The organism is Phenylobacterium koreense (genome assembly GCF_040545335.1).
Lineage (GTDB): Bacteria > Pseudomonadota > Alphaproteobacteria > Caulobacterales > Caulobacteraceae > Phenylobacterium > Phenylobacterium koreense.
The window spans coordinates 1,771,426-1,789,517 of the sequence record NZ_JBEPLU010000001.1 but is presented as its reverse complement, the minus strand read 5'-3'; the positions used below and the strand labels follow the sequence as shown (position 1 = coordinate 1,789,517).

The following is an 18,092-nucleotide window of genomic DNA, read 5'->3' as shown; positions in this document are numbered from 1 at the left end:
CGCCGCCCTCTACATCGCAACGGCCGGCTCGAAAAGCCGGCCGCCGCGCCAGGGTCAGGCGATGCCTTTGAGCTGCTCGACCAGGTCGGTCTTCTCCCAGGAGAAGCCGCCTTCGTTGTCCGGCGTACGGCCGAAGTGACCATAGGCCGCAGTGCGCGCGTAGATCGGGCGGTTGAGGCCCAGGTGCTCACGGATCGCCCGCGGCGTCGCGCCGCCGATCATCTGCGGCAGAGCCAGTTCCAGCTTGGCCGGATCGACCTGACCGGTGCCGTGCAGGTCGACATAGAAGGACAGCGGATCGGAGACGCCGATGGCGTAGCTGATCTGGATCGTGCACTTGCGGGCCAGGCCCGCGGCGACGACATTCTTGGCCAGATAGCGGCAGGCATAGGCCGCCGAACGGTCCACCTTGGTCGGGTCCTTGCCGGAGAAGGCGCCGCCGCCGTGCGGAGCCGCCCCGCCGTAGGTGTCGACGATGATCTTGCGGCCGGTGACGCCCGCGTCGCCGTCCGGCCCGCCGATCAGGAAGCGGCCGGTCGGGTTGACGTGCCACTTGGTCTTCTTGGTGATCAGGCCGTCCGGAATGACGCTTTCGACATAGGGCCGGATCAGGGCGGCGATGCGCTTGGAATTGGCGGTCTGGTCGCCGATCTTCTTCTTGTGCTGGGTCGAGACGACGATCTTCAGCACCTCGACCGGGCGACCGTCCTGATAGAGCAGGGTCACCTGGCTCTTGGCGTCCGGTTCGAGCGCTTCGCATTCGCCCGAATGACGCACCTCGGCCAGCTTGTGCAGGATGTCGTGCGAGTACTGCAGGGTCGCCGGCATCAGCGACGGGGTCTCGTCGCAGGCGTAGCCGAACATGATCCCCTGGTCGCCCGCGCCCTCTTCCTTCTTATCGGTCGAGTCGACGCCGACGGCGATGTCGGCCGACTGGGCGTGCAGGAAGTTCGAGAACTTCGCCTTCTCCCAGTGGAAACCCTTCTGAGCGTAGCCGATGTCCTTCACCGCGGCGCGCACCTTGGGCTCCAGGCTGGCGAGGATTTCCTTCGTCATGGCCTTGTTTTCGGCCTTGGAAGCGCCCGGCTTGCCGGCGCGAACTTCGCCGGCCAGCACGATGCGGTTGGTGGTCACCAGGGTCTCGCAGGCCACGCGGGCCTCGGGCTCGGCCGCGAGGAACGCATCGACCACGGTGTCGGAGATACGGTCGGCCACCTTGTCGGGGTGGCCCTCGGACACGCTTTCGCTGGTGAAGATGTAGGACGAACGGCTCAAGTGGTAGCTCCGGTGAAACGGGCGCGCCGCGGCCCATGGCGGCGCCATATTGGACGTTGGTCGGAACCTATAAGGAAATCTTTATATCCCGCAAGCGGCGTCGCGCGTCGGCTGAAGGTGCCGCCCTGACTAGTCCTCGGCCTGCGCCTCTTCATCGACCATCGCCCGGACGAGATCGAGGATGCGGCGGCGCACCCGCGCCGGCGCGATTTTCGGAAAGGCGTTGGCCAGTTCCACACCTTCGGAGGTCAGCAGAAAGGCCTGCATGTGGGCCTGGCCGCCAGCCGGCTCGCTGGGCGCCGTAGACTTGGTGTCGGCGAGGCCTTCGAAGAAATAGGCCGTGGAGGTGTCCAGAGCGCGGGCCATTTCGTACAGCTTCGAAGCGGAGACGCGGTTTGCCGCGCGCTCGTATTTCTGCACCTGTTGAAAGGTGAGCCCAATCGCCTCGGCCAGCCTTTCCTGGCTTACGCCGAGTTCTTTGCGCCGAAGACGAATCCGCAGGCCGACATGGACATCGATAGGATTGGGGACAGTGTCCGGGTCTTTGACCATTTGGGCTCACCCTTGCCGAGCCTCGACTGACGCGTCAAAAACCTGACCAAATCGTCAATTCCGCTCTTTATCGCCGACCTAAATGTCGAAATCCGACAATGGCTAAGGAAAGGAGCAACATCATGGCGAAGGCCGTTTCGCCGATAAAATTGTAGGGTGTGGCTGAAATCGCGGGCGGCAGGCGCGCATCGATGACCCCGACAGCGCCAAGCCCCAGGCGGCGCTCGGCAGGCGCGCGGCCATAGGCGTCAATGACCGCCGAAACGCCGGTCGGGGTCGAGCGCACCATGGGCAGGCCATTCTCGATGGCGCGATAACTGGCGATGTTGAGATGCTGCCACGGGCCGCTGGTCGCGCCGAACCAGGCGTCGTTCGAAACATTCAGCAGCCATCGCGGACGCAGGCCGGCCCGCACGGCGGCGTTCTCGGCAAAGCGTGGGAACAGCGCCTCATAGCAGATCAGCGGCTGGACGGGCGGCATGCCTCGGGCCCGCATGGGTCCGGGCTCTGGCCCGGCCGTGAAGTCCTCCGGCATATGGACCAGGCTTCGGATGCCGAGACTGGTGGCGAGCTCGCCGAACGGCAGGAATTCCCCGAAGGGGACCAGCCGATGCTTGTCATAGACGCCCGTCACCTGCAGCCCGACGGCGGTGCGGCGCAGGGCGATCAGGCTGTTGAAGTAGTCGACCCCTCCGTCCGGGGCGTAATCGGCGCGATTGGCGCCCAGCAGCAGGGATTGGCCCGGCTCCACCGCCGAGGCCAGGCGCGCCGCATAAGGGCTTCCGGGCGCCAGCAGGTCGTCGATGACCGCTGGCAGAGCGCCCTCCGGCCAGACCACGATCTGGGGCGAAGCGCCGGCGGGCGTCCGGGACAGGCTGACATAGGTGTCGATGATGGCGTCGAGATTCTCCGGCCGCCACTTGTCCTTCTGGTCGATGTTGGCCTGGACGATGCGAATGAGCGGCGCGCCGTCGCTGACCGGCGGAGCGCCCTGCAGGCGCCATGCGCCGAAGCCCGCGAGCGCCAGCAGGACCGCCGCCGCCAATGCCGGCGGCAGGATGCGGGCGGCGCGGCCGCCCCGGTCGAACGCCAGGGCGAAGGCCGCCGCGGCCGCCACCGTCACCCAAGTGAGCCCATAGGGTCCGATCAGGGCGGAAGCCTGCGAGACCGGGCCTCCGGCCCGCCAGGTCTCGCCGGGCAGGTTCCACGGAAACCCCGTGAAGACATGGCCGCGGGTCCACTCCGCCAGGGCCACGATCCCGGCGAAGACCAGCACCCGCCAGGGTCCCCTGACGTCGGCGACGCGATAGAGCAACCCAGCCACCCCCCAGAACAGGGAAAGGCCGCCGGCCATGAACAGCAGGGCGAAGGGGGCCATCCAGCCGTGGGCGGCCGCATCCACCAGGAACGCCTCGGTGATCCACCAGACGCTGATCGCGAAATAGCCGAGCCCGGCCAGCCAGCCCCGGAAGAAGGACGATCTGAGCGGCCTCGGGCCCGTCGTCTCCACGGCGCGCATGAAAAGGCCATAGCCCAGCAGGCCGGGGAGCAGTCCGAAAGGCGGGTGGGCCAGGCCGGCGGCCAGCCCGCCCAGCACCGCCAGGAGACGCCAGGTCGAGGACGAGGAGAGTTTCAGGTCACGCCTCTTGCGCCGTTTCGACAGGGGGCGCCGGAGAGAAACGCACGCGCTTGACCCGCCGCGCATCGGACTCGAGCACCTCAATCGCGTAGCCGGCCGGATGTGGGATCACCTCGCCGCGCTGCGGCACCCGCCCGGCCAGGGCCGAAACCAGCCCGCCCACCGTATCGATCTCCTCGTCGAGATCGTCCGGCGCCAGGTCTTCGCCCATCACGGCTTCGAGCTTCTCGAGCGGCGCGCGGGCGTCGACGTCGTAGACGCCGCCGGGGCGCACCGTCACGGCGACCACCGTCGCCTCGTCGTGCTCGTCGTCGATGTCGCCGACGACCGCCTCGACCAGGTCCTCGATGGTCACCAGCCCATCGGTGCCACCGAATTCGTCGATGACCATGGCCATGTGGTTGCGCTCGGCCTGCATGCGCCGCAGCAGGTCGGCCGCGCGCATGGAGCCCGGCACGTACAGCACCTCGCGGCGCAGCTTCTGCAGGATCAGGTCTTGCGGCCCTGGACGCTGGCCCCGGCCCGCCAGCAGGCGGAAGATGTCCTTCACGTGAATCACGCCGACCGGGTCGTCCAGCGTCTCGCGATAGATCGGCATCCGGCTGTGCTCGGACTCCGCGAACCGCGCGACCACCTCGGCGAACGGCGTCGAAAGCTCCACCGCGACGATGTCTACGCGCGGCGTCATGACGTCGGCCACGCGCATGGACTGGAACGCCGCAGCCTGCTCGACCATGTCGTTGGCCTCCGGCGCGCTGACCGGCGGCGCTGGCGTCTCGCCCACACGGCGAAGCCTGCGAAGCAACGCCCGAAGCCCCCGGCTGCGCCTGGGGGATTCGGGCGGACTGGATATCCCGTCCGAAGAGTTAGTCATGGTCTCCCTGCTCAGCCGCGTAGGGGTCTGGAACCCCCAGCCCGGCCAGGATGACGCGCTCAAGACCTTCCATCTGTTCGGCCTCGGCGTCGGTCTCGTGATCGTATCCTACAAGATGCAGCACGCCGTGCGCCACAAGGTGCTGCAGATGATGGGCGAGCGGCTTTCCCTGCTCGGCCGCCTCGCGCGCGCAGACCCCATAGCCGAGCGCGATGTCGCCAAGGTGACCCTCCGGGTTCTGCGGGGCGGGAAAGGACAGGACGTTGGTCGCGTAGTCCTTGCCGCGGAAGCGGGCGTTCAGCTCGCGAACGCTTTCGTCGTCGGTCAGCAGCAGGGTGATCGCCCCGCCCCCGAAATCGATCTCCGCCAGCGCCGCCAGCGCGGCGTCCTCCACCAGATCCTCGACGTCCTGCAGCGCATCGCTCCAGGCTTGGTCTTCGATTTCGATGTCGATCAAATCGCGCGTCCGCTCTTGGCCGCATCGGCGTCGTAGGCCCTGACGATACGCTCAACCATCGGATGGCGCACGATATCTTCCGCAGAGAACCGGTTTACCCCCACGCCCTCGAGGCCCTCCAGCAGACCCACGGCGTGCGCCAGGCCCGAGTCCGCCGGGTTGACCAGGTCGATCTGGGTCGGGTCGCCGGTCACGGCCATGCGCGAGCCCTCGCCGATCCGGGTCAGCACCATTTTCATCTGCAGCCGGGTGGTGTTCTGGGCCTCGTCCACGATGACGAAGGCGTGGCTGAGAGTCCTGCCGCGCAGGAAGGCGATCGGCGCGACCTCGATCTCGCCCTTCTCCCGCCGCCGGCGGAACTGTTCGGCGCCCAGGATGTCGGTCAGCGCCTCCCAGACCGGGGCCATGTAGGGATCGACCTTCTCGGTCAGGTCGCCGGGCAGGAAGCCGAGGCGTTCGCCGGCCTCGACGGCCGGGCGCGAAACGATCAACCGATCGACTTCGCCGCGCAGCAAGAGGCCCGCCCCATGGGCGACCGCCAGGAAGGTCTTGCCGGTGCCGGCCGGGCCAAGCCCGAAGACCAGCTCGCAATTGGCCAGGGCCTGCAGATAGCGCGCCTGGCCCGCAGTGCGCGGCGAAACCTGGCCGCGGCGCCCCGTGGGCAGCCCGGCCGGCGACTTGCCGGCGCCCGAGCGCGCGGAGCCGATCGCCACCCGCACGTCGGCCTCGCCGACCTCGCGGCCGGCGTCGGCCTGGGCGGCGATGGCCGAGACCGCCTGCTTGGCGGCGTTGCGCGATTTGGCGTCACCGTCGATGGAGACGCCGCCGCCGGGGGTTTCGATCAGGACGTTGAAGGCGTCTTCGATGAGCGCCGCGTGCCGGCTGGCCTCGCCGGCCACCGCACGCAGGGCGGCGTCCGACAGGGGAACGTATTCGGGCCTGCTCACGCGGTCTCCATCTCGAGCACCCCGGCAAGGCTCATCTTGTTGGCGACCTCGATGCGAACCGGAACGATCTGTCCGATCAAACGATCCGGCCCCTCGACGTGCACCGCCTGCAGGTAGGGGCTGCGGCCCGAAAGCTGGCCGGGATGGCGGCCGGGCTTTTCGAACAGCACCGGCAGCACCTTGCCCGCCTGGGCGGCGTTGAAGGCGCGCTGCTGCTCGTCCAGCAGGGCGTTGAGGCGCGCCAGGCGTTCGTCCTTCACCGCCTCCTCCACCTGGCCCGGCAGGGCCGCGGCCGGGGTGCCCGGGCGACGCGAATACTTGAAGGTGAAGGCGGCCGCATATCCGATCTCGCGCACGAGCTGCAGCGTCGCCTCGAAGTCCGCCTCGCGCTCGCCGGGGAAGCCGACGATGAAGTCGCCGGACATGGCGATGTCGGGCCGGGCCGCGCGGATCTTCTCCACCAGACGCAGATAGCTGTCGGCCGTGTGGGCGCGGTTCATCGCCTTGAGGATCTTGTTCGACCCCGACTGCACCGGCAGGTGCAGGTAGGGCATGAGTTGGGGCAGCTCGGCATGGGCCTCGATCAGCGCCTCGTCCATGTCGGCCGGGTGGCTGGTCGTGTAGCGGATGCGGTCCAGGCCTTCGATCTTGGCCAGCTTGCGGGCCAGGCCCGCCAGGCCGCCCTCGCCCGCATAGGCGTTGACGTTCTGGCCCAGCAGGGTGACCTCGCGCACGCCCTTGGCGGCCAGGTCGCGGGCCTCGGCCAGGATCGTCTCCACCGGCCGCGACCACTCTCCGCCCCGGGTATAGGGCACCACGCAGAAGGTGCAGAACTTGTCGCAACCCTCCTGCACGGTGAGGAAGGCGGTGACGCCGTCCGGATTGCGCTCGGTCGGCAGGGCGTCGAACTTCTCGTCGGCGGCGAAGTCCGCGGCCAGGCGCTCGCCGCGGGCGCGGTGGGCGCGGGCGATCAGCTCGGGAAGCTGGTGATAGGCCTGCGGGCCGACGACCAGGTCCACCGCCGGCTGGCGTTGCATGATCTGCTCGCCCTCGGCCTGGGCGACGCAGCCGGCCACGGCGATGGTCATCTTCGCCCCGGTCTCGGCGCGGGCCTGCTTCATCAGCTTGATCTGGCCGAGCTCGGAATAGACCTTCTCGGTGGCCTTCTCGCGGATGTGGCAGGTGTTCAGGACGACAAGGTCGGCCTCGTCCGGGCTATCGGTCACGCCATAGCCCAGCGGCGCAAGGACATCGGCCATGCGCTCGCTGTCATAGACGTTCATCTGACAGCCGTAGGTCTTGATGTAGAGGCGCTTGGTGGGCGCAGGAGCGGTCATTGGCGCGTTATGAGGCTGTGGACAGCTCGGCGCAAGCGCGCCTCATTCCTCCAGGGGCACGCCATAGAGCTCGAGCCGGTGGTCCACCAGTTTATAGCCGAGCTTGCGGGCGATGGCCTCCTGCAGGGCCTCGATCTCCTCGTCGACGAACTCGATCACCTTGCCGCTCTTCATGTCGATCAGGTGGTCGTGGTGGACGTCGGTGGCCTCCTCGTAGCGCGAGCGGCCGTCACGGAAGTCGTGGCGGGCGATGATTCCGGCCTCTTCGAACAGGCGGACCGTCCGGTAGACCGTAGCGATCGAGATGTGCGGATCCACCTCGTGGGCGCGGCGATACAGCTCTTCCACATCGGGGTGGTCGTGGGCGGCCGACAGCACGCGCGCGATCACGCGGCGCTGCTCGGTCATGCGCATGCCCTTCTCGATGCAAAGGCTCTCGATGCGGTCCACGAACGGTCTCCTCAGGTAACTCGGCGGCAGGATAGGGCGACTAGGACCCGTGGCCAAGTTCGAGCCGCATGACGAGGGCGTCGGCGCGCTCGCCGGCCCCCAGGTCGTAGTAGCCGGAACGGACCCCCACCTGGACGAAACCGGCGCCTTCATAGAGGCCGATGGCCGGCAGGTTTCCTGCCGAAACCTCCAGGAACATGACGTCCGCCTGCGCCGCCCGCGCCAAACCGGCGCAAGCCTCGACCATGGCCCGCGCCAGTCCGCGCCGGCGCGCGGCCGGATCGACCGCCAGGGTCAGGATCTCGGCCTCGCCCGCAATCGCGCGGCAAAGGATGAAGCCGGCCAGGCGCTCATCCTCCGCCACCAGGGCGAAGGCGCCGGGCGAAGCCAGCAGCTCGGCGATGTCCTGGGCCGGCCAGGGATGGTCGAAGGCGCGGGCGTGCAGTTCGGCCAGGGCCCAGGCCTCGCCCGCGTCGGCGGGGCGCAGGGTCATGACGGGTCGCGGCCGCCCGGCAGCTTGGCGTCCGGAGCCCTGAGATAGAGCGGCCGGGGCGGCGACGGCGGGCGAGCGGCGGCGACGGCGGCGACGGCGGCCGGGTCGGTGTGGTCGATCCCGATCACCTTCGCCGAGGGCCGAACCTCGGCCAGCAGGGCCGCGCCGGTCCCGACCAGGACGTCCGGCGCAAGCTCGGCGACCCGCGCCGCCGCGGTCTCGAGCGCCAGCACGTCGGGCGCGCTGACCGCCACGCCGTCGGCGAAGCCCTGCAGATAGACCTGACCCCGCTTGGCGTCGAGGGCGGCGATCACCCGGCCCTGGTGCGGCCGCGCCAGGGCTTCCAGCGACCCGACCCCGACGGCGGGAATGTCGAGTGCGGCCGACAGCCCCTTGGCGAAGGCCAGGCCGACCCGCAGGCCGGTGAAGGAGCCCGGCCCGACGGTGACGCCGACCCGATCCAGGGAATCGAAAGCGATCCCCGCCTGCGCCATCACCTCGGCGACGAGGGGCGCCAGGCGCTCCTGGTGGCCGCGGCTCATCGGCTCGATCCGGCTGGCGCGGGTCACGCCATCCTCGACCACGGCGGCCGAGCAGGCGAACAGACAGGTATCGACGGCCAGGACGATCATGACGCCGGGCCGGTCGTTCGGAAAACCCTCACTCAAAGTCCCCTAGAGCGTCTGCTCGACGCGGGTGACTTCGGGCACGTAGTGCTTGAGCATGTTCTCGACCCCGGCCTTCAGGGTCGCCGAGGACGACGGGCAGCCGGAGCAGGCGCCGCGCATGTGCAGCCAGACGACCCCGGTTTCGGGCTCGAAGCGGTTGAACAGGATGTCGCCGCCGTCCTGGGCCACGGCCGGACGGATACGGGTATCCAGCAGGTCCTTGATCTCGGCCACGATCTGGGCGGTCTCGCCCTCATACTCGGCCTCGTCGTGACCGCCGGCCTCGGCGGTCTCCTCGAAGAGCGGCCGGCCGGAGGTGAAGTGGTCCATGATCGCCGCCAGCACCGGCGCCTTCAGGTGCGGCCAGTCGTGGTGCGGGCCCTTGCCGACCGTCACGAAGTCGGTCCCAAAGAACACCCGGGTCACGCCCTCGATGTCGAAGAGGTCGGCCGCCAGCGGCGAGACCTGAGCCTCCTCGATGCTCCGGAAATCGTGCGAGCCTTCGGTAAGCACCTCGCGGCCGGGGAGGAACTTCAGAACCTCGGGATTGGGCGTGGCTTCGGTCTGGATGAACATGGGCAAGATGTGGCGCTTTGAGCGCGGAATCGCAAGTTATCCCTCCCAGCGGATCCATATGCGCCGAAAGCCGCCGGAAAGGCTGATGCGTATGGATCCCCGGCGCGCTTACCCAGCCGGGGATGACGACCTGAAAAATGATCGAAGCATGTCTCTCTTCCCTTCGCGGTGAGGGAGAGGGACTAGGCCAGGTCGGCGATCTCTTCGTCGGTGAGGTCGCCGGGGACTACGGTCACCGGCACCTTGCGCGTTCCCCACTTCACCCCGTCCTTGGCGATCGAGGAAACCAGCGGCCCGGGGCCGCGGCCACCGACCGCAGCGGCGAGGACCAGGATCTTGATCGACGGGTCGTCGGAGATGACCTTGCGCAGCGCCGCGCGGGTGCTCTCGGCGTTGACGATGATGAATTCCGGCGGGATGCCGGTCTCGGCGACGACGAACTCGGCCATCTTCTGGAGGATCGCCTCGGCTTCCTCGCGGGCCTGGCGCTCGATCTCCTGGCGCACGCCGCTCCAGTGCTCGAACACCGCCGGCTCGATGACCCGCAGCAGGGCCACATGGCCCGAGGTCGAGCGCGCCCGGCGGCAGGCGAAACGCAGCGCCGCCTGGAATTCCGGGCTGTCGTCGGCGATGACGAGGAACTTGCGCTGGCTCATGGGGAGACGGTGGCTTGGACTCGCCCGTTCGGCAAGTCCATCCCCAGGTGTCACCCGGTTCGCGAAGCAAGACCGGATGACACGAGGGGTTAGAGGTCAGGCGCCCCAGAAGCCGACGATCTTGCGGACCTCGGCCAGGGTCGGCGTGGCGGCCTCGCGCGCACGGGCGGCGCCGGCGGCGAGAACCTTGTCGATCTCGGCGGGATCGGCCATCAGCCGGCGCATTTCGGCGCTGACCGGACCGAGCTTCTCCACCGCCAGGTCGGCGAGCTTGGGCTTGAAGGCGCCGAAGCCCTGGCCCGCGAACTCGGCCAGCACGTCCGCAGACGAACGGCCGTCGAGGGCGGCGTAGATACCCACCAGGTTTTCCGCTTCCGGCCGAGCCTTGAGCTCGTCCAGGGTTTCCGGCAGCGGCTCCGGGTCGGTCTTCGCCTTGCGGACCTTCTGGGCGATGGTGTCGGCGTCATCGAGCAGGTTGAGGCGCGAATTGTCCGATGGATCGGACTTGCTCATCTTCGCCGAACCGTCCCGCAGCGACATGATCCGCGCACCAGGCCCTTGCGTCAGGGCGTCGGGCAGCGGGAAGAAGCCCGGGACCTCGAAGTCGTGGTTGAACTTCGCGGCCACGTCGCGGGTCAGCTCCAGGTGCTGGCGCTGGTCGTCGCCCACCGGCACTTCGGTCGCCTTGTAGAGCAGGATGTCGGCGGCCTGCAGCACCGGGTAGGTGTAGAGGCCGACGCTCGAGCGCTCCTTGTGCTTGCCCGACTTCTCCTTGAACTGGGTCATCCGGTCGAGCCAGCCGAGGCGGGCGACGCAGTTGAAGATCCAGGCGAGCTCGGCGTGCTCGGGCACGGCCGACTGCGGGAAGATGGTGGCGACCTTGGGGTCCAGGCCCGAGGCGAGATAGGCGGCGGCGATCTCGCGCACCTGGCCGGCCAGCAGCTTCGGATCCTGCCACACGGTGATCGCGTGCATGTCGGCCACGAAGATGAAGGTTTCCACCTCGTGCTGCAGGCGGGCGAACTTCACCAGCGCGCCGAGATAGTTGCCCAGGTGCAGGGCGCCGGAGGGCTGGACGCCGGACAGCACGCGGCGCGGGCCCGAATAGGCGGGAGGAGCTTGGTCAGTCATGGAATCAGGCTTTTCGAAAGAGGATCAGGCAGGCGCGCGCATTCCGCGCCGGAAGGGCGGTGATCAGGCGCTACGCCATCGCCACATGTTTCGCCGCAAAGCCATGGCCCACGCGAATAAGCCTTGCAGCGCGCGAGGGCAAGCCCGTCAGAGGTCGGTGCTGACCGCCGCATCGCCCGGCCGCCGGCGAAGGGCGGCCTTGATCTCGGTGACGGTGATCCCCCGGAAAGCCAGCAACAGCAGGCCGTAAGCGGCCACGCCGGCGGCGGCCACACCGAGCACGGCGATCTCCTTGGCCCCGAGACCGGCGAGGTTGATCCCCCTCAGCGGCGCCTCGATCCAGTCGCGCTCATAGGAGGCCAAGCCCAGCAGGGCGCCGAAGGCGGTGCTGGCCGCGGCGATCCGGGTGATGCGGCCCCAGGCGGCCTTGGTCGGGGAATAGTCCCCGCGCTTGGCGAGCAGCAGGGCCATCTGGGCGACGTTGATCCAAGCCGCCGCGCTGGTCGCTGCGGCGATGCCCTTCACCCCGATGACCTGGAAAAGCGCCAGGCCCAGGGCGATGTTCACCGCCACCGAGATCAGGCCGAACCGCATCGGGGCGCGAGTGTCGGCGCGGGCGAAGAAGGCCGGCTGAAGCACGCGGGCCAACACGAAGGCCGGCACGCCCCAGCCGTAGTTCAGGAGGATCCAGGCGGTCTCGCGCGCGTCGATGGCGGTGAAGACGCCGCGGGTGAAAAGGCCGTCGATCAGGAAATAGGGCATGGCGATCAAGGCCGCCGCCGCCGGAGCCGTGAGGGCGAGACAGAAGATCACCGCCTGGTCGGTGGCGTTCTGGGCGTCCTCATGGTCGTTCGCCTGCACGGCGCTGGAGAGCCGCGGCAAGAGGGCGACGCTGACCGCCACGCCGATCAGCCCGAGCGGCAACTGGTAGAGGCGCGCGGCGACCTCGGTCCAGGCCCGGCCGCCGGCCACCTGCGAGGCCAGAATGCCGGAGATGAAGATGTTGATCTGCACTGCGCTGGCGGCGATCGCGCCAGGCACCGCCAGGGAGATCAGCGCCTTGATCTCCGGCGTCAGCTTGGGCCAGCGCAAGCGGATGCGGGCTCCGCTCTTGCTCGCGCCCCACCACAGCAGGCCGGCCTGCAAGACGCCGGCGATGGGGATCCCGACCGAGGCGGCGAAGGCGGCCCGGATCGGGTCGGTCTGCGGGATGACCGCCACCAGCATCACCAGGTTCAGGATGGTCGGGAAGATGCCGGTGACGATGAAGCGCCGATGGGCGTTCAGCACCCCCGACAGCAGGGCCCCGATCGCCATGCAGGGCAGGTAGGGCATGCTGATCTGGGTCAGCACGATGGCAAGCTTGAACTTCACCGGGTCCGAGGCGTAGCCCGGATTGATGACGTACATCAGCCAGGGCATGGCCAGTTGGGCGGCCAGGGTCAGGGCGATGGTCGCCGCCGCCAGGGTGGCCAGGGCGTCGGAGGCGATGCGGTCGGCCTCGGCCTGGCCCTCGCCGGTCAGGGTCTTGGTGTAGGCTGGCACGAAGGCCGACGAGAAGGCCCCCTCGGCGAAGATGCGGCGGAAGAGGTTCGGAAAAGCCAGCGCCGTGTAGTAGGCGTCGGCCGCGATGGTCGCGCTGGCGCCCAGCCGCGCGGTCAGCACCAGGTCCCGCGCAAGGCCCATGAAACGGCTGATCAGGGTCAGGCCCGACAGCAGCAGGGACGAACGGATAAGGCCGCTCTTGGGCGGGGAGGCAGCGGGCGCGGTCACGGGCGTTGGTGTGCTCCGGCCATCTGGCACGGTCAAGAGACGGGCGCGTGCAGGCGGGCGAACCGAGGGACGCCCACTCAGTGTCATCCCGGCTGGAGCGAAGCGGAAGGCCGGGACCCATACGCGCCGAGGATGGAAAGCCTGGCGAAGATCGACGCCACGTCCTGCATGATTCGGTGTTCATGGGTCCCGGTCCTGCTTCGCAAGCCGGGATGACACTGAGCGGGCGATGGCGCCTACCGCGCGACGCTGGCCCGGGCCTTTTGCAGGTTGGCGCGGGGTTTGGAGGCGGTGACTTCGGCCTCGACCAGCGAGGCCATCATCGCCGATTTCAGGGCCGCCATCCGCTTGGCGTCGCTCATCTTCCGGCCGTCCGGCTCGGTGACGTAGAAGGCGTCGACCGCCCGCTCGCCATAGCCGTCGATGTGCGCCGAAAGGATCGAGAGGCCGGCGTCGGCGATATTGCGCGCCAGGGCCACCAGCAGGCCGGGGCGGTCACGGCCCGAGGCCTCGATCACGGTGGAAAGCTCCGACGCGTCGTTGTCCAGCATGATGGTCGGGGTGATGGTGAAGGCCGCGGCGCGTCCGAAGTCGGTGACCCGGCGAGGCTCGGCCCTGGCCAGCTCGCCACGGCCGGCGGCTTCCAGCGCCGCGCTCAGGCGCCCGAGCGCCCTGGGGTCGGCCTCGCCATAGGCCGCGCCGGTGGCGTCCTGGACGTAGAAGACGTCCAGGGCCTTGCCGTCCCGCGAGGTGAACACCCGCGCCCCGACGATATTGGCCCCCGCCGCGGTCACCGCAGCGGCCAGGTCGACGAACAGCCGCGGCCGGTCGGCGGCGACGACGACGATCTCGGCGGCGTTCAGGTCGTTGCGGATCGACCCCTCGGCGGCCACCCCGCCGGCCTTGGCCGCCTTCCCTTCGAGAGCCACATGCCGGAGGATTTCGGCGTCGGAGAACGAGGTGAAATAGGCGTCCTCCATCGAGCGCACCCAGGCGTCGGCGGCGCCGTCGGCGGCGATCAGCCGCACGCGAGCGTCATAGGCCGAGTTCTCGTGATGCCGGCGGATGGCGGCGGCCGCATCCGACCCGCGCCCGCCGCGGAACACCGCCTCGGTGGCCCCATAGAGCTCGCGCATGAGCTGGCCCTTCCAGCCGTTCCAGACCCCCGGCCCGACCGCGCGGATGTCGGCGACCGTGAGCACCAGCAGCAGGCGCAGGCGTTCGGGCGTCTCCACGATGCGGGCGAAGTCGGCCACGGTGCGCGGGTCGGAAACGTCACGCTTCTGGGCGTAATCGCTCATCACCAGATGATGCTCGACCAGCCAGGCGACCATCTCGATGCGCTTGCGGTCGAGGCCGAGCCGCTCGCAGGCCTGGCGCGCCGAACGGGCGCCGGCCTTTTCCTGCCCCCCCACTCCGCCCTTGCCGGTGTCGTGCAGCATCATGGCCAGGAACAGGGCTTCGCGATCGTCGATCAGCGGCATGACGCCGGTCGCGAGCGGATGGTCTTCCTCGTGTCGGCCGGCGGCGATGTCGGCGATGACCCCGATGGCCCGCAGGGTGTGCTCGTCCACCGTGTACGAGTGGTACATGTTGAACTGCATCTGAGCGACGATGCGGCCCCATTCGGGAATGAACCGGCCCAGCACGTCGGCGTCGTTCATCACCGAAAGTGTGCGCTGGGGATCTCGGCCGTGGGCCAGGATATCCAGGAACACCTTCGCCGCCGCCGGGTCGCGGCGGACCTTCGAGCCGATCAGGCCGGCGCAGCGGCTGGCGGCGGTGAAGGCGTCGGGATGCAGGTCGAGGTCGCGCTGGTCGGCCAGGCGGAACAGCCGCAGCAGGTTCACAGGGTCGGTCTCGAACACCTCCCGCCCATCGACGTTCAGGCGGCCGCCCTCCTCGTGGAAGCCCGGATCGAGCTTCTTGCGCTTGGGTCGGCGATGCCCCGGGAGCAGGCGGGAAAGGCCCTTGGGCTCCTGCTTGATCTGCTCGGCTTCCAGCTTGGCGGCGAACACCCGGGTCAGGGCGCCGACATCCTTGGCGATGAGGAAATAGCGCCGCATGAAGCGTTCCACCGCCGGCGCGTCGCCCCGGTCGCCGTAGCCCATGCGGCGGGCGATCTCCGGCTGCAGGTCAAAGGTCAGGCGCTCTTCGGCGCGGCCGGTGGCGAAGTGCAGGTGGCAGCGCACCGCCCACAGGAAGTCGAACGCCTTGATGAAGGTCGCCACCTCCCGGCGGTCGAACATGTCGAGCTGGACGAAGCCGTCCACCTGGCTGACCGGATGCAGGTACTGGGCGATCCAGAAGAGGGTGTTGAGGTCGCGCAGGCCCCCCTTCCCCTCCTTGACGTTGGGCTCGACCAGATAGCGGCTGGCGCCGGCGCGCTCCTGGCGGATGTCCCGCTCCTTGAGCTTGGCGGCGACGAACTCGGCGGCCGTGCCCTTCACCACCTCGGCGCGGAAGCGGCGGACGAGTTCTTCGGCGAGAATCTCGTCCCCGACCAGGCGCCGCGCCTCGAGGATCGAGGTGCGGATGGTGAAATCCTCGCGCGAGAGCCTCAGGCACTCCTCGACGGTGCGCGAGGCGTGGCCGACCTTGAAGCCCAGGTCCCACAGCGCATAGAGCATGTATTCGATCACGCTCTCGGTGTGGGCGGTCTGCTTGTAGGGGCGCACGAACAGCAGATCGAGGTCCGAGAACGGCCCCAGCGCGCCGCGGCCATAGCCGCCGACCGCCAGCAGGGCCAGGCGCTCGCCCTCGGTCGGGTTGCGGGCGCGGAAGACGTGGACGGTGGTGAAGTCGTAGAGGGCGGTGACCACCTCGTCGGTCACCCCGGCCAGCAGTCGGGCGGTCTCGATGCCGCCGGCGCCGTTCTCCAGCCGCTCCTTGGCGATCATGCGGCCGCGGAACAGCGCCTGCTTGAGGATGTCCAGGGCGCGGCGGCGCTGCTCGGCCTCGTCGCCCAGGGCGTCGAGGGCCGCGGACGAGAGCTGCGCGCGCAGCCTCACGCCATCGACGACATGTTCCAGGCGGGTAGGACGAAGGCGAGGCCGCATGAGCGCGATATAATCACGGCGCAGGCGCGTGCCGAGAGCCCAATTCGACTGGCGGGCGAGAAGACTGCGAAATGCACACCCATCCTTAACTGCACAGCTTCAGGACTGCGGATAATCCGTACGCGTGGAGTTGAGTGATGACTGGCGAGAGCTTGGAACGGCGCCTGGAGTTCATGCAGATGAACGCCCGGACGCGGAGCGCGTTGCGCGCGGCCCAGCCTCTGGTTTCGGAAAAGCTGCCCGCCGCCCTCGACCACTTCTACGACCAGGTGCGGGCCACGCCCGAGACCCGCCGCCATTTCCACGACGACGGCCACATAGCCACCGCGCAGAACGCCCAGCTTCGGCACTGGCAGGGCATCGCCGCCGCCGACTTCACCAACGCCTACGCCAAGTCCGTCCACGCCATCGGCGCGGCCCACGCCCGCATCGGCCTGGAGCCGCAGTGGTACATCGGCGGCTACGCCCTCGTGCTGGAGCAGCTCGTCCGCGCCGTGGTGGCCGAGAAGGCGCCGCGCGGCCTGGGCGGCAAGGGCAAGGCCAACGAACTGGCCGACACGCTCGGGGCGCTGATCAAGGGCGCCTTGCTCGACATGAGCCTGGTGCTGGACGTCTACTTCAAGGCCGCCGAAGCCGACCGCGCCCGGGCCGAGGCCGACAAGGCCGCCGCCGCGGCCGAACAGTCCCGGGTGGTCCAGACCCTGGCCGGCGCGCTTTCGGGCCTGGCCCAGGGCGACCTGACCCGCCGCATCGACGCCAAGCTGCCGGGCGACTACGCCAAGCTCGGCGACGACTTCAACGGAGCGGTGGACGAGCTGCACGGCGCGATCGCCGCGGTCGTCGAGGCGGTGGGCAGCATGACCGGCACCATCGGCCTGCTGAAGGCCTCGGGCGACGACCTGGCCCGCCGCACCGAGAACCAGGCCGCCTCGCTGGAAGAGACCGCCGCCGCGGTCGAGGAGATCACGGTCACCGTCCAGCGCTCGGCCGGGACCGCGCGCCGGACGTCCAGCGCCGTGGCCGAGGCCCGCCAGGCGGCCGAGCAGAGCGCTCCGGTGGTCGAGGCCGCCATCACCGCCATGGGCGCGATCGAGAAGTCCTCGGCCAAGATCGGCAACATCATCGGGGTGATCGACGAGATCGCCTTCCAGACCAACCTTCTGGCCCTGAACGCCGGGGTCGAGGCGGCCCGGGCCGGCGAGGCGGGCAAGGGCTTTGCAGTCGTCGCCTCCGAGGTGCGGGCGCTCGCCCAGCGCTCGGCCGAGGCCGCCAAGGAGATCAAGACGCTGATCGCCGATTCCAGCCAGCAGGTGGCCCAGGGCGCCCAGCTCGTCGGACAGACCGGCGAAGCCCTGAGCCGCATCGTCGGCCAGGTCAGTGACGTTCACGAACTGGTCGCCGAGATCTCCACCTCCGCCCAGGAGCAGGCCACGGGCCTGGCCCAGGTGAACACGGCGGTGAACGAGATGGACCGAGTGACCCAGCAGAACGCCGGCATGGTGCACGAGACCGCCACCGCGGCGGCGGACCTCACCCTGCGGGCCCAGACCCTCGGCGAGCTGGTGGGGCGGTTCCGCCTGGCCTCCCAGGGCGCTCGGCGCGCAGCCTAGAGACCGGCCTCCGCGAGCAGGTCGGCCAGGCGCTGGCGGCCGGTCGTCCAGACCGCGGCCTTCCAGCCCCGCGCCCGGGCGGCTTCGACATTGGCGGCCTTGTCGTCGATGAAGAAGAGATCCTGCGGCGCGAACCCAGTCCGCGCCTCGATCTCGGCGTAGAAGCCGGGCGCCGGCTTGGCGTGGCCGAGGGCGGCTGCGTAGTGCATGGCGTCGAAGCGGTCCTTCAAACCCATGGTCTCCCACAGATAGGCCGCCCGCTCGTGCTCCTGCACGGTCGCCAGATGCAGTTCGACGCCGCGGGCCCGCACCTCCGCCAACTCGGCCAGCAGCTCGTGGTCGAGGTGGCTGTCCGCGCGGAACCAGTAATCGCAGAGCTGGTCGCAGGTGAGGTGCGGCGCGATCTCCGCCAGCACCGGGGCCAGCCGCTCGCGCAGGGCCGCGCGGCCGTGGACGATGTCCTCGAAGTTCGGTGCGAAGAACTTCTCCTGCAGGACTTCGACCTTGAGGCCCAGGTCCCGCTCAAGATTGACCGACCAGCCCCTGGGATCGGGATGGGCGACGATCACGCCGTCCACGTCGATCATCATCGCCT

17 protein-coding genes are annotated in these 18,092 nt (G+C 69.2%); 1 reads left to right on the top strand and 16 read right to left on the bottom strand.

Translation table 11 applies throughout. The features are described from left to right. Positions 1–54: 54 nt before the first annotated feature. The 15 genes from metK to ABID41_RS08840 form a co-directional block, all read right to left on the bottom strand. Complete coding sequence (gene metK / locus ABID41_RS08910) at positions 55–1,275, bottom strand: methionine adenosyltransferase (RefSeq protein WP_331931154.1); 1,221 nt, start codon at positions 1,273–1,275, stop codon at positions 55–57. A gap of 129 nt (positions 1,276–1,404) precedes the next feature. Continuing rightward, the gene (locus ABID41_RS08905; protein WP_331931156.1) at positions 1,405–1,827 is read right to left on the bottom strand and encodes a helix-turn-helix domain-containing protein; all 423 of its coding nucleotides are present in this window, start codon (positions 1,825–1,827) and stop codon (positions 1,405–1,407) included. Positions 1,828–1,894: 67 nt separating this feature from the next. Then, positions 1,895–3,430: an apolipoprotein N-acyltransferase gene (gene lnt / locus ABID41_RS08900; RefSeq protein ID WP_435530003.1), complete on the bottom strand. Its 1,536-nt coding sequence runs from the start codon at positions 3,428–3,430 to the stop codon at positions 1,895–1,897. Positions 3,431–3,464: 34 nt separating this feature from the next. Next, a complete protein-coding gene (locus tag ABID41_RS08895) occupies positions 3,465–4,340 on the bottom strand; it encodes a hemolysin family protein (protein ID WP_331931214.1) in 876 nt (291 codons plus the stop codon). Beyond that, entirely contained in the window at positions 4,333–4,797 is a 465-nt protein-coding gene (gene ybeY / locus ABID41_RS08890; RefSeq protein ID WP_331931212.1) for an rRNA maturation RNase YbeY, read from the bottom strand. The genes ABID41_RS08895 and ybeY overlap by 8 nt, the downstream gene beginning before the upstream one ends. Further along, complete coding sequence (locus ABID41_RS08885; protein WP_354297435.1) at positions 4,794–5,744, bottom strand: PhoH family protein; 951 nt, start codon at positions 5,742–5,744, stop codon at positions 4,794–4,796. The genes ybeY and ABID41_RS08885 overlap by 4 nt, the downstream gene beginning before the upstream one ends. After that, the gene (gene miaB, locus ABID41_RS08880; protein ID WP_331931966.1) at positions 5,741–7,081 is read right to left on the bottom strand and encodes a tRNA (N6-isopentenyl adenosine(37)-C2)-methylthiotransferase MiaB; all 1,341 of its coding nucleotides are present in this window, start codon (positions 7,079–7,081) and stop codon (positions 5,741–5,743) included. The genes ABID41_RS08885 and miaB overlap by 4 nt, the downstream gene beginning before the upstream one ends. 42 nt (positions 7,082–7,123) lie before the next feature. After that, the gene (locus tag ABID41_RS08875; RefSeq protein ID WP_331931967.1) at positions 7,124–7,531 is read right to left on the bottom strand and encodes a Fur family transcriptional regulator; all 408 of its coding nucleotides are present in this window, start codon (positions 7,529–7,531) and stop codon (positions 7,124–7,126) included. A gap of 40 nt (positions 7,532–7,571) precedes the next feature. Further along, positions 7,572–8,024, bottom strand: coding sequence for a ribosomal protein S18-alanine N-acetyltransferase (gene rimI, locus ABID41_RS08870; protein WP_354297434.1), 453 nt, complete (start codon positions 8,022–8,024; stop codon positions 7,572–7,574). Continuing rightward, the gene (tsaB, locus tag ABID41_RS08865; protein ID WP_354297734.1) at positions 8,021–8,653 is read right to left on the bottom strand and encodes a tRNA (adenosine(37)-N6)-threonylcarbamoyltransferase complex dimerization subunit type 1 TsaB; all 633 of its coding nucleotides are present in this window, start codon (positions 8,651–8,653) and stop codon (positions 8,021–8,023) included. Before tsaB ends, rimI begins: the two co-directional genes overlap by 4 nt. A gap of 45 nt (positions 8,654–8,698) precedes the next feature. Beyond that, the gene (locus ABID41_RS08860; RefSeq protein WP_331933026.1) at positions 8,699–9,268 is read right to left on the bottom strand and encodes a NifU family protein; all 570 of its coding nucleotides are present in this window, start codon (positions 9,266–9,268) and stop codon (positions 8,699–8,701) included. 182 nt (positions 9,269–9,450) lie between these two features. After that, positions 9,451–9,924: a universal stress protein gene (locus tag ABID41_RS08855; protein WP_331933027.1), complete on the bottom strand. Its 474-nt coding sequence runs from the start codon at positions 9,922–9,924 to the stop codon at positions 9,451–9,453. Positions 9,925–10,020: 96 nt separating this feature from the next. Beyond that, a complete protein-coding gene (trpS, locus tag ABID41_RS08850; RefSeq protein WP_331933028.1) occupies positions 10,021–11,055 on the bottom strand; it encodes a tryptophan--tRNA ligase in 1,035 nt (344 codons plus the stop codon). Between the two features lie 147 nt (positions 11,056–11,202). After that, a complete protein-coding gene (murJ, locus tag ABID41_RS08845; protein ID WP_331933029.1) occupies positions 11,203–12,828 on the bottom strand; it encodes a murein biosynthesis integral membrane protein MurJ in 1,626 nt (541 codons plus the stop codon). A 236-nt stretch (positions 12,829–13,064) separates the two neighbouring features. Beyond that, positions 13,065–15,887, bottom strand: coding sequence for a [protein-PII] uridylyltransferase (locus tag ABID41_RS08840; RefSeq protein ID WP_354297433.1), 2,823 nt, complete (start codon positions 15,885–15,887; stop codon positions 13,065–13,067). Between the two features lie 137 nt (positions 15,888–16,024). On the opposite strand from ABID41_RS08840, the gene ABID41_RS08835 reads away from it, so the two are divergent. Next, positions 16,025–17,497, top strand: a complete 1,473-nt coding sequence (locus tag ABID41_RS08835) for a globin-coupled sensor protein (RefSeq protein WP_331927706.1) — start codon at positions 16,025–16,027, stop codon at positions 17,495–17,497. Here ABID41_RS08835 and ABID41_RS08830 read toward each other — a convergent pair. Beyond that, positions 17,494–18,087 carry an HAD-IA family hydrolase gene (locus tag ABID41_RS08830; RefSeq protein ID WP_331927710.1) on the bottom strand — a complete coding sequence of 198 codons (594 nt, stop codon included), beginning with the start codon at positions 18,085–18,087 and terminating at the stop codon, positions 17,494–17,496. The two genes, ABID41_RS08835 and ABID41_RS08830, sit on opposite strands and share 4 nt — an antisense overlap. Positions 18,088–18,092: the final 5 nt, after the last annotated feature.

What these genes read in the sequence shown, in the direction of transcription:
- ABID41_RS08905 (WP_331931156.1), bottom strand. Translation starts at nt 1,827, where the DNA reads ATGGTCAAAGACCCGGACACTGTCCCCAATCCTATCGATGTCCATGTC.
- ABID41_RS08895 (WP_331931214.1), bottom strand. Translation starts at nt 4,340, where the DNA reads ATGACTAACTCTTCGGACGGGATATCCAGTCCGCCCGAATCCCCCAGG.
- miaB (WP_331931966.1), bottom strand. Translation starts at nt 7,081, where the DNA reads ATGACCGCTCCTGCGCCCACCAAGCGCCTCTACATCAAGACCTACGGC.
- rimI (WP_354297434.1), bottom strand. Translation starts at nt 8,024, where the DNA reads ATGACCCTGCGCCCCGCCGACGCGGGCGAGGCCTGGGCCCTGGCCGAA.
- ABID41_RS08860 (WP_331933026.1), bottom strand. Translation starts at nt 9,268, where the DNA reads ATGTTCATCCAGACCGAAGCCACGCCCAATCCCGAGGTTCTGAAGTTC.
- ABID41_RS08855 (WP_331933027.1), bottom strand. Translation starts at nt 9,924, where the DNA reads ATGAGCCAGCGCAAGTTCCTCGTCATCGCCGACGACAGCCCGGAATTC.
- trpS (WP_331933028.1), bottom strand. Translation starts at nt 11,055, where the DNA reads ATGACTGACCAAGCTCCTCCCGCCTATTCGGGCCCGCGCCGCGTGCTG.
- ABID41_RS08840 (WP_354297433.1), bottom strand. Translation starts at nt 15,887, where the DNA reads ATGCGGCCTCGCCTTCGTCCTACCCGCCTGGAACATGTCGTCGATGGC.
- ABID41_RS08835 (WP_331927706.1), top strand. Translation starts at nt 16,025, where the DNA reads ATGACTGGCGAGAGCTTGGAACGGCGCCTGGAGTTCATGCAGATGAAC.
- ABID41_RS08830 (WP_331927710.1), bottom strand. Translation starts at nt 18,087, where the DNA reads ATGATGATCGACGTGGACGGCGTGATCGTCGCCCATCCCGATCCCAGG.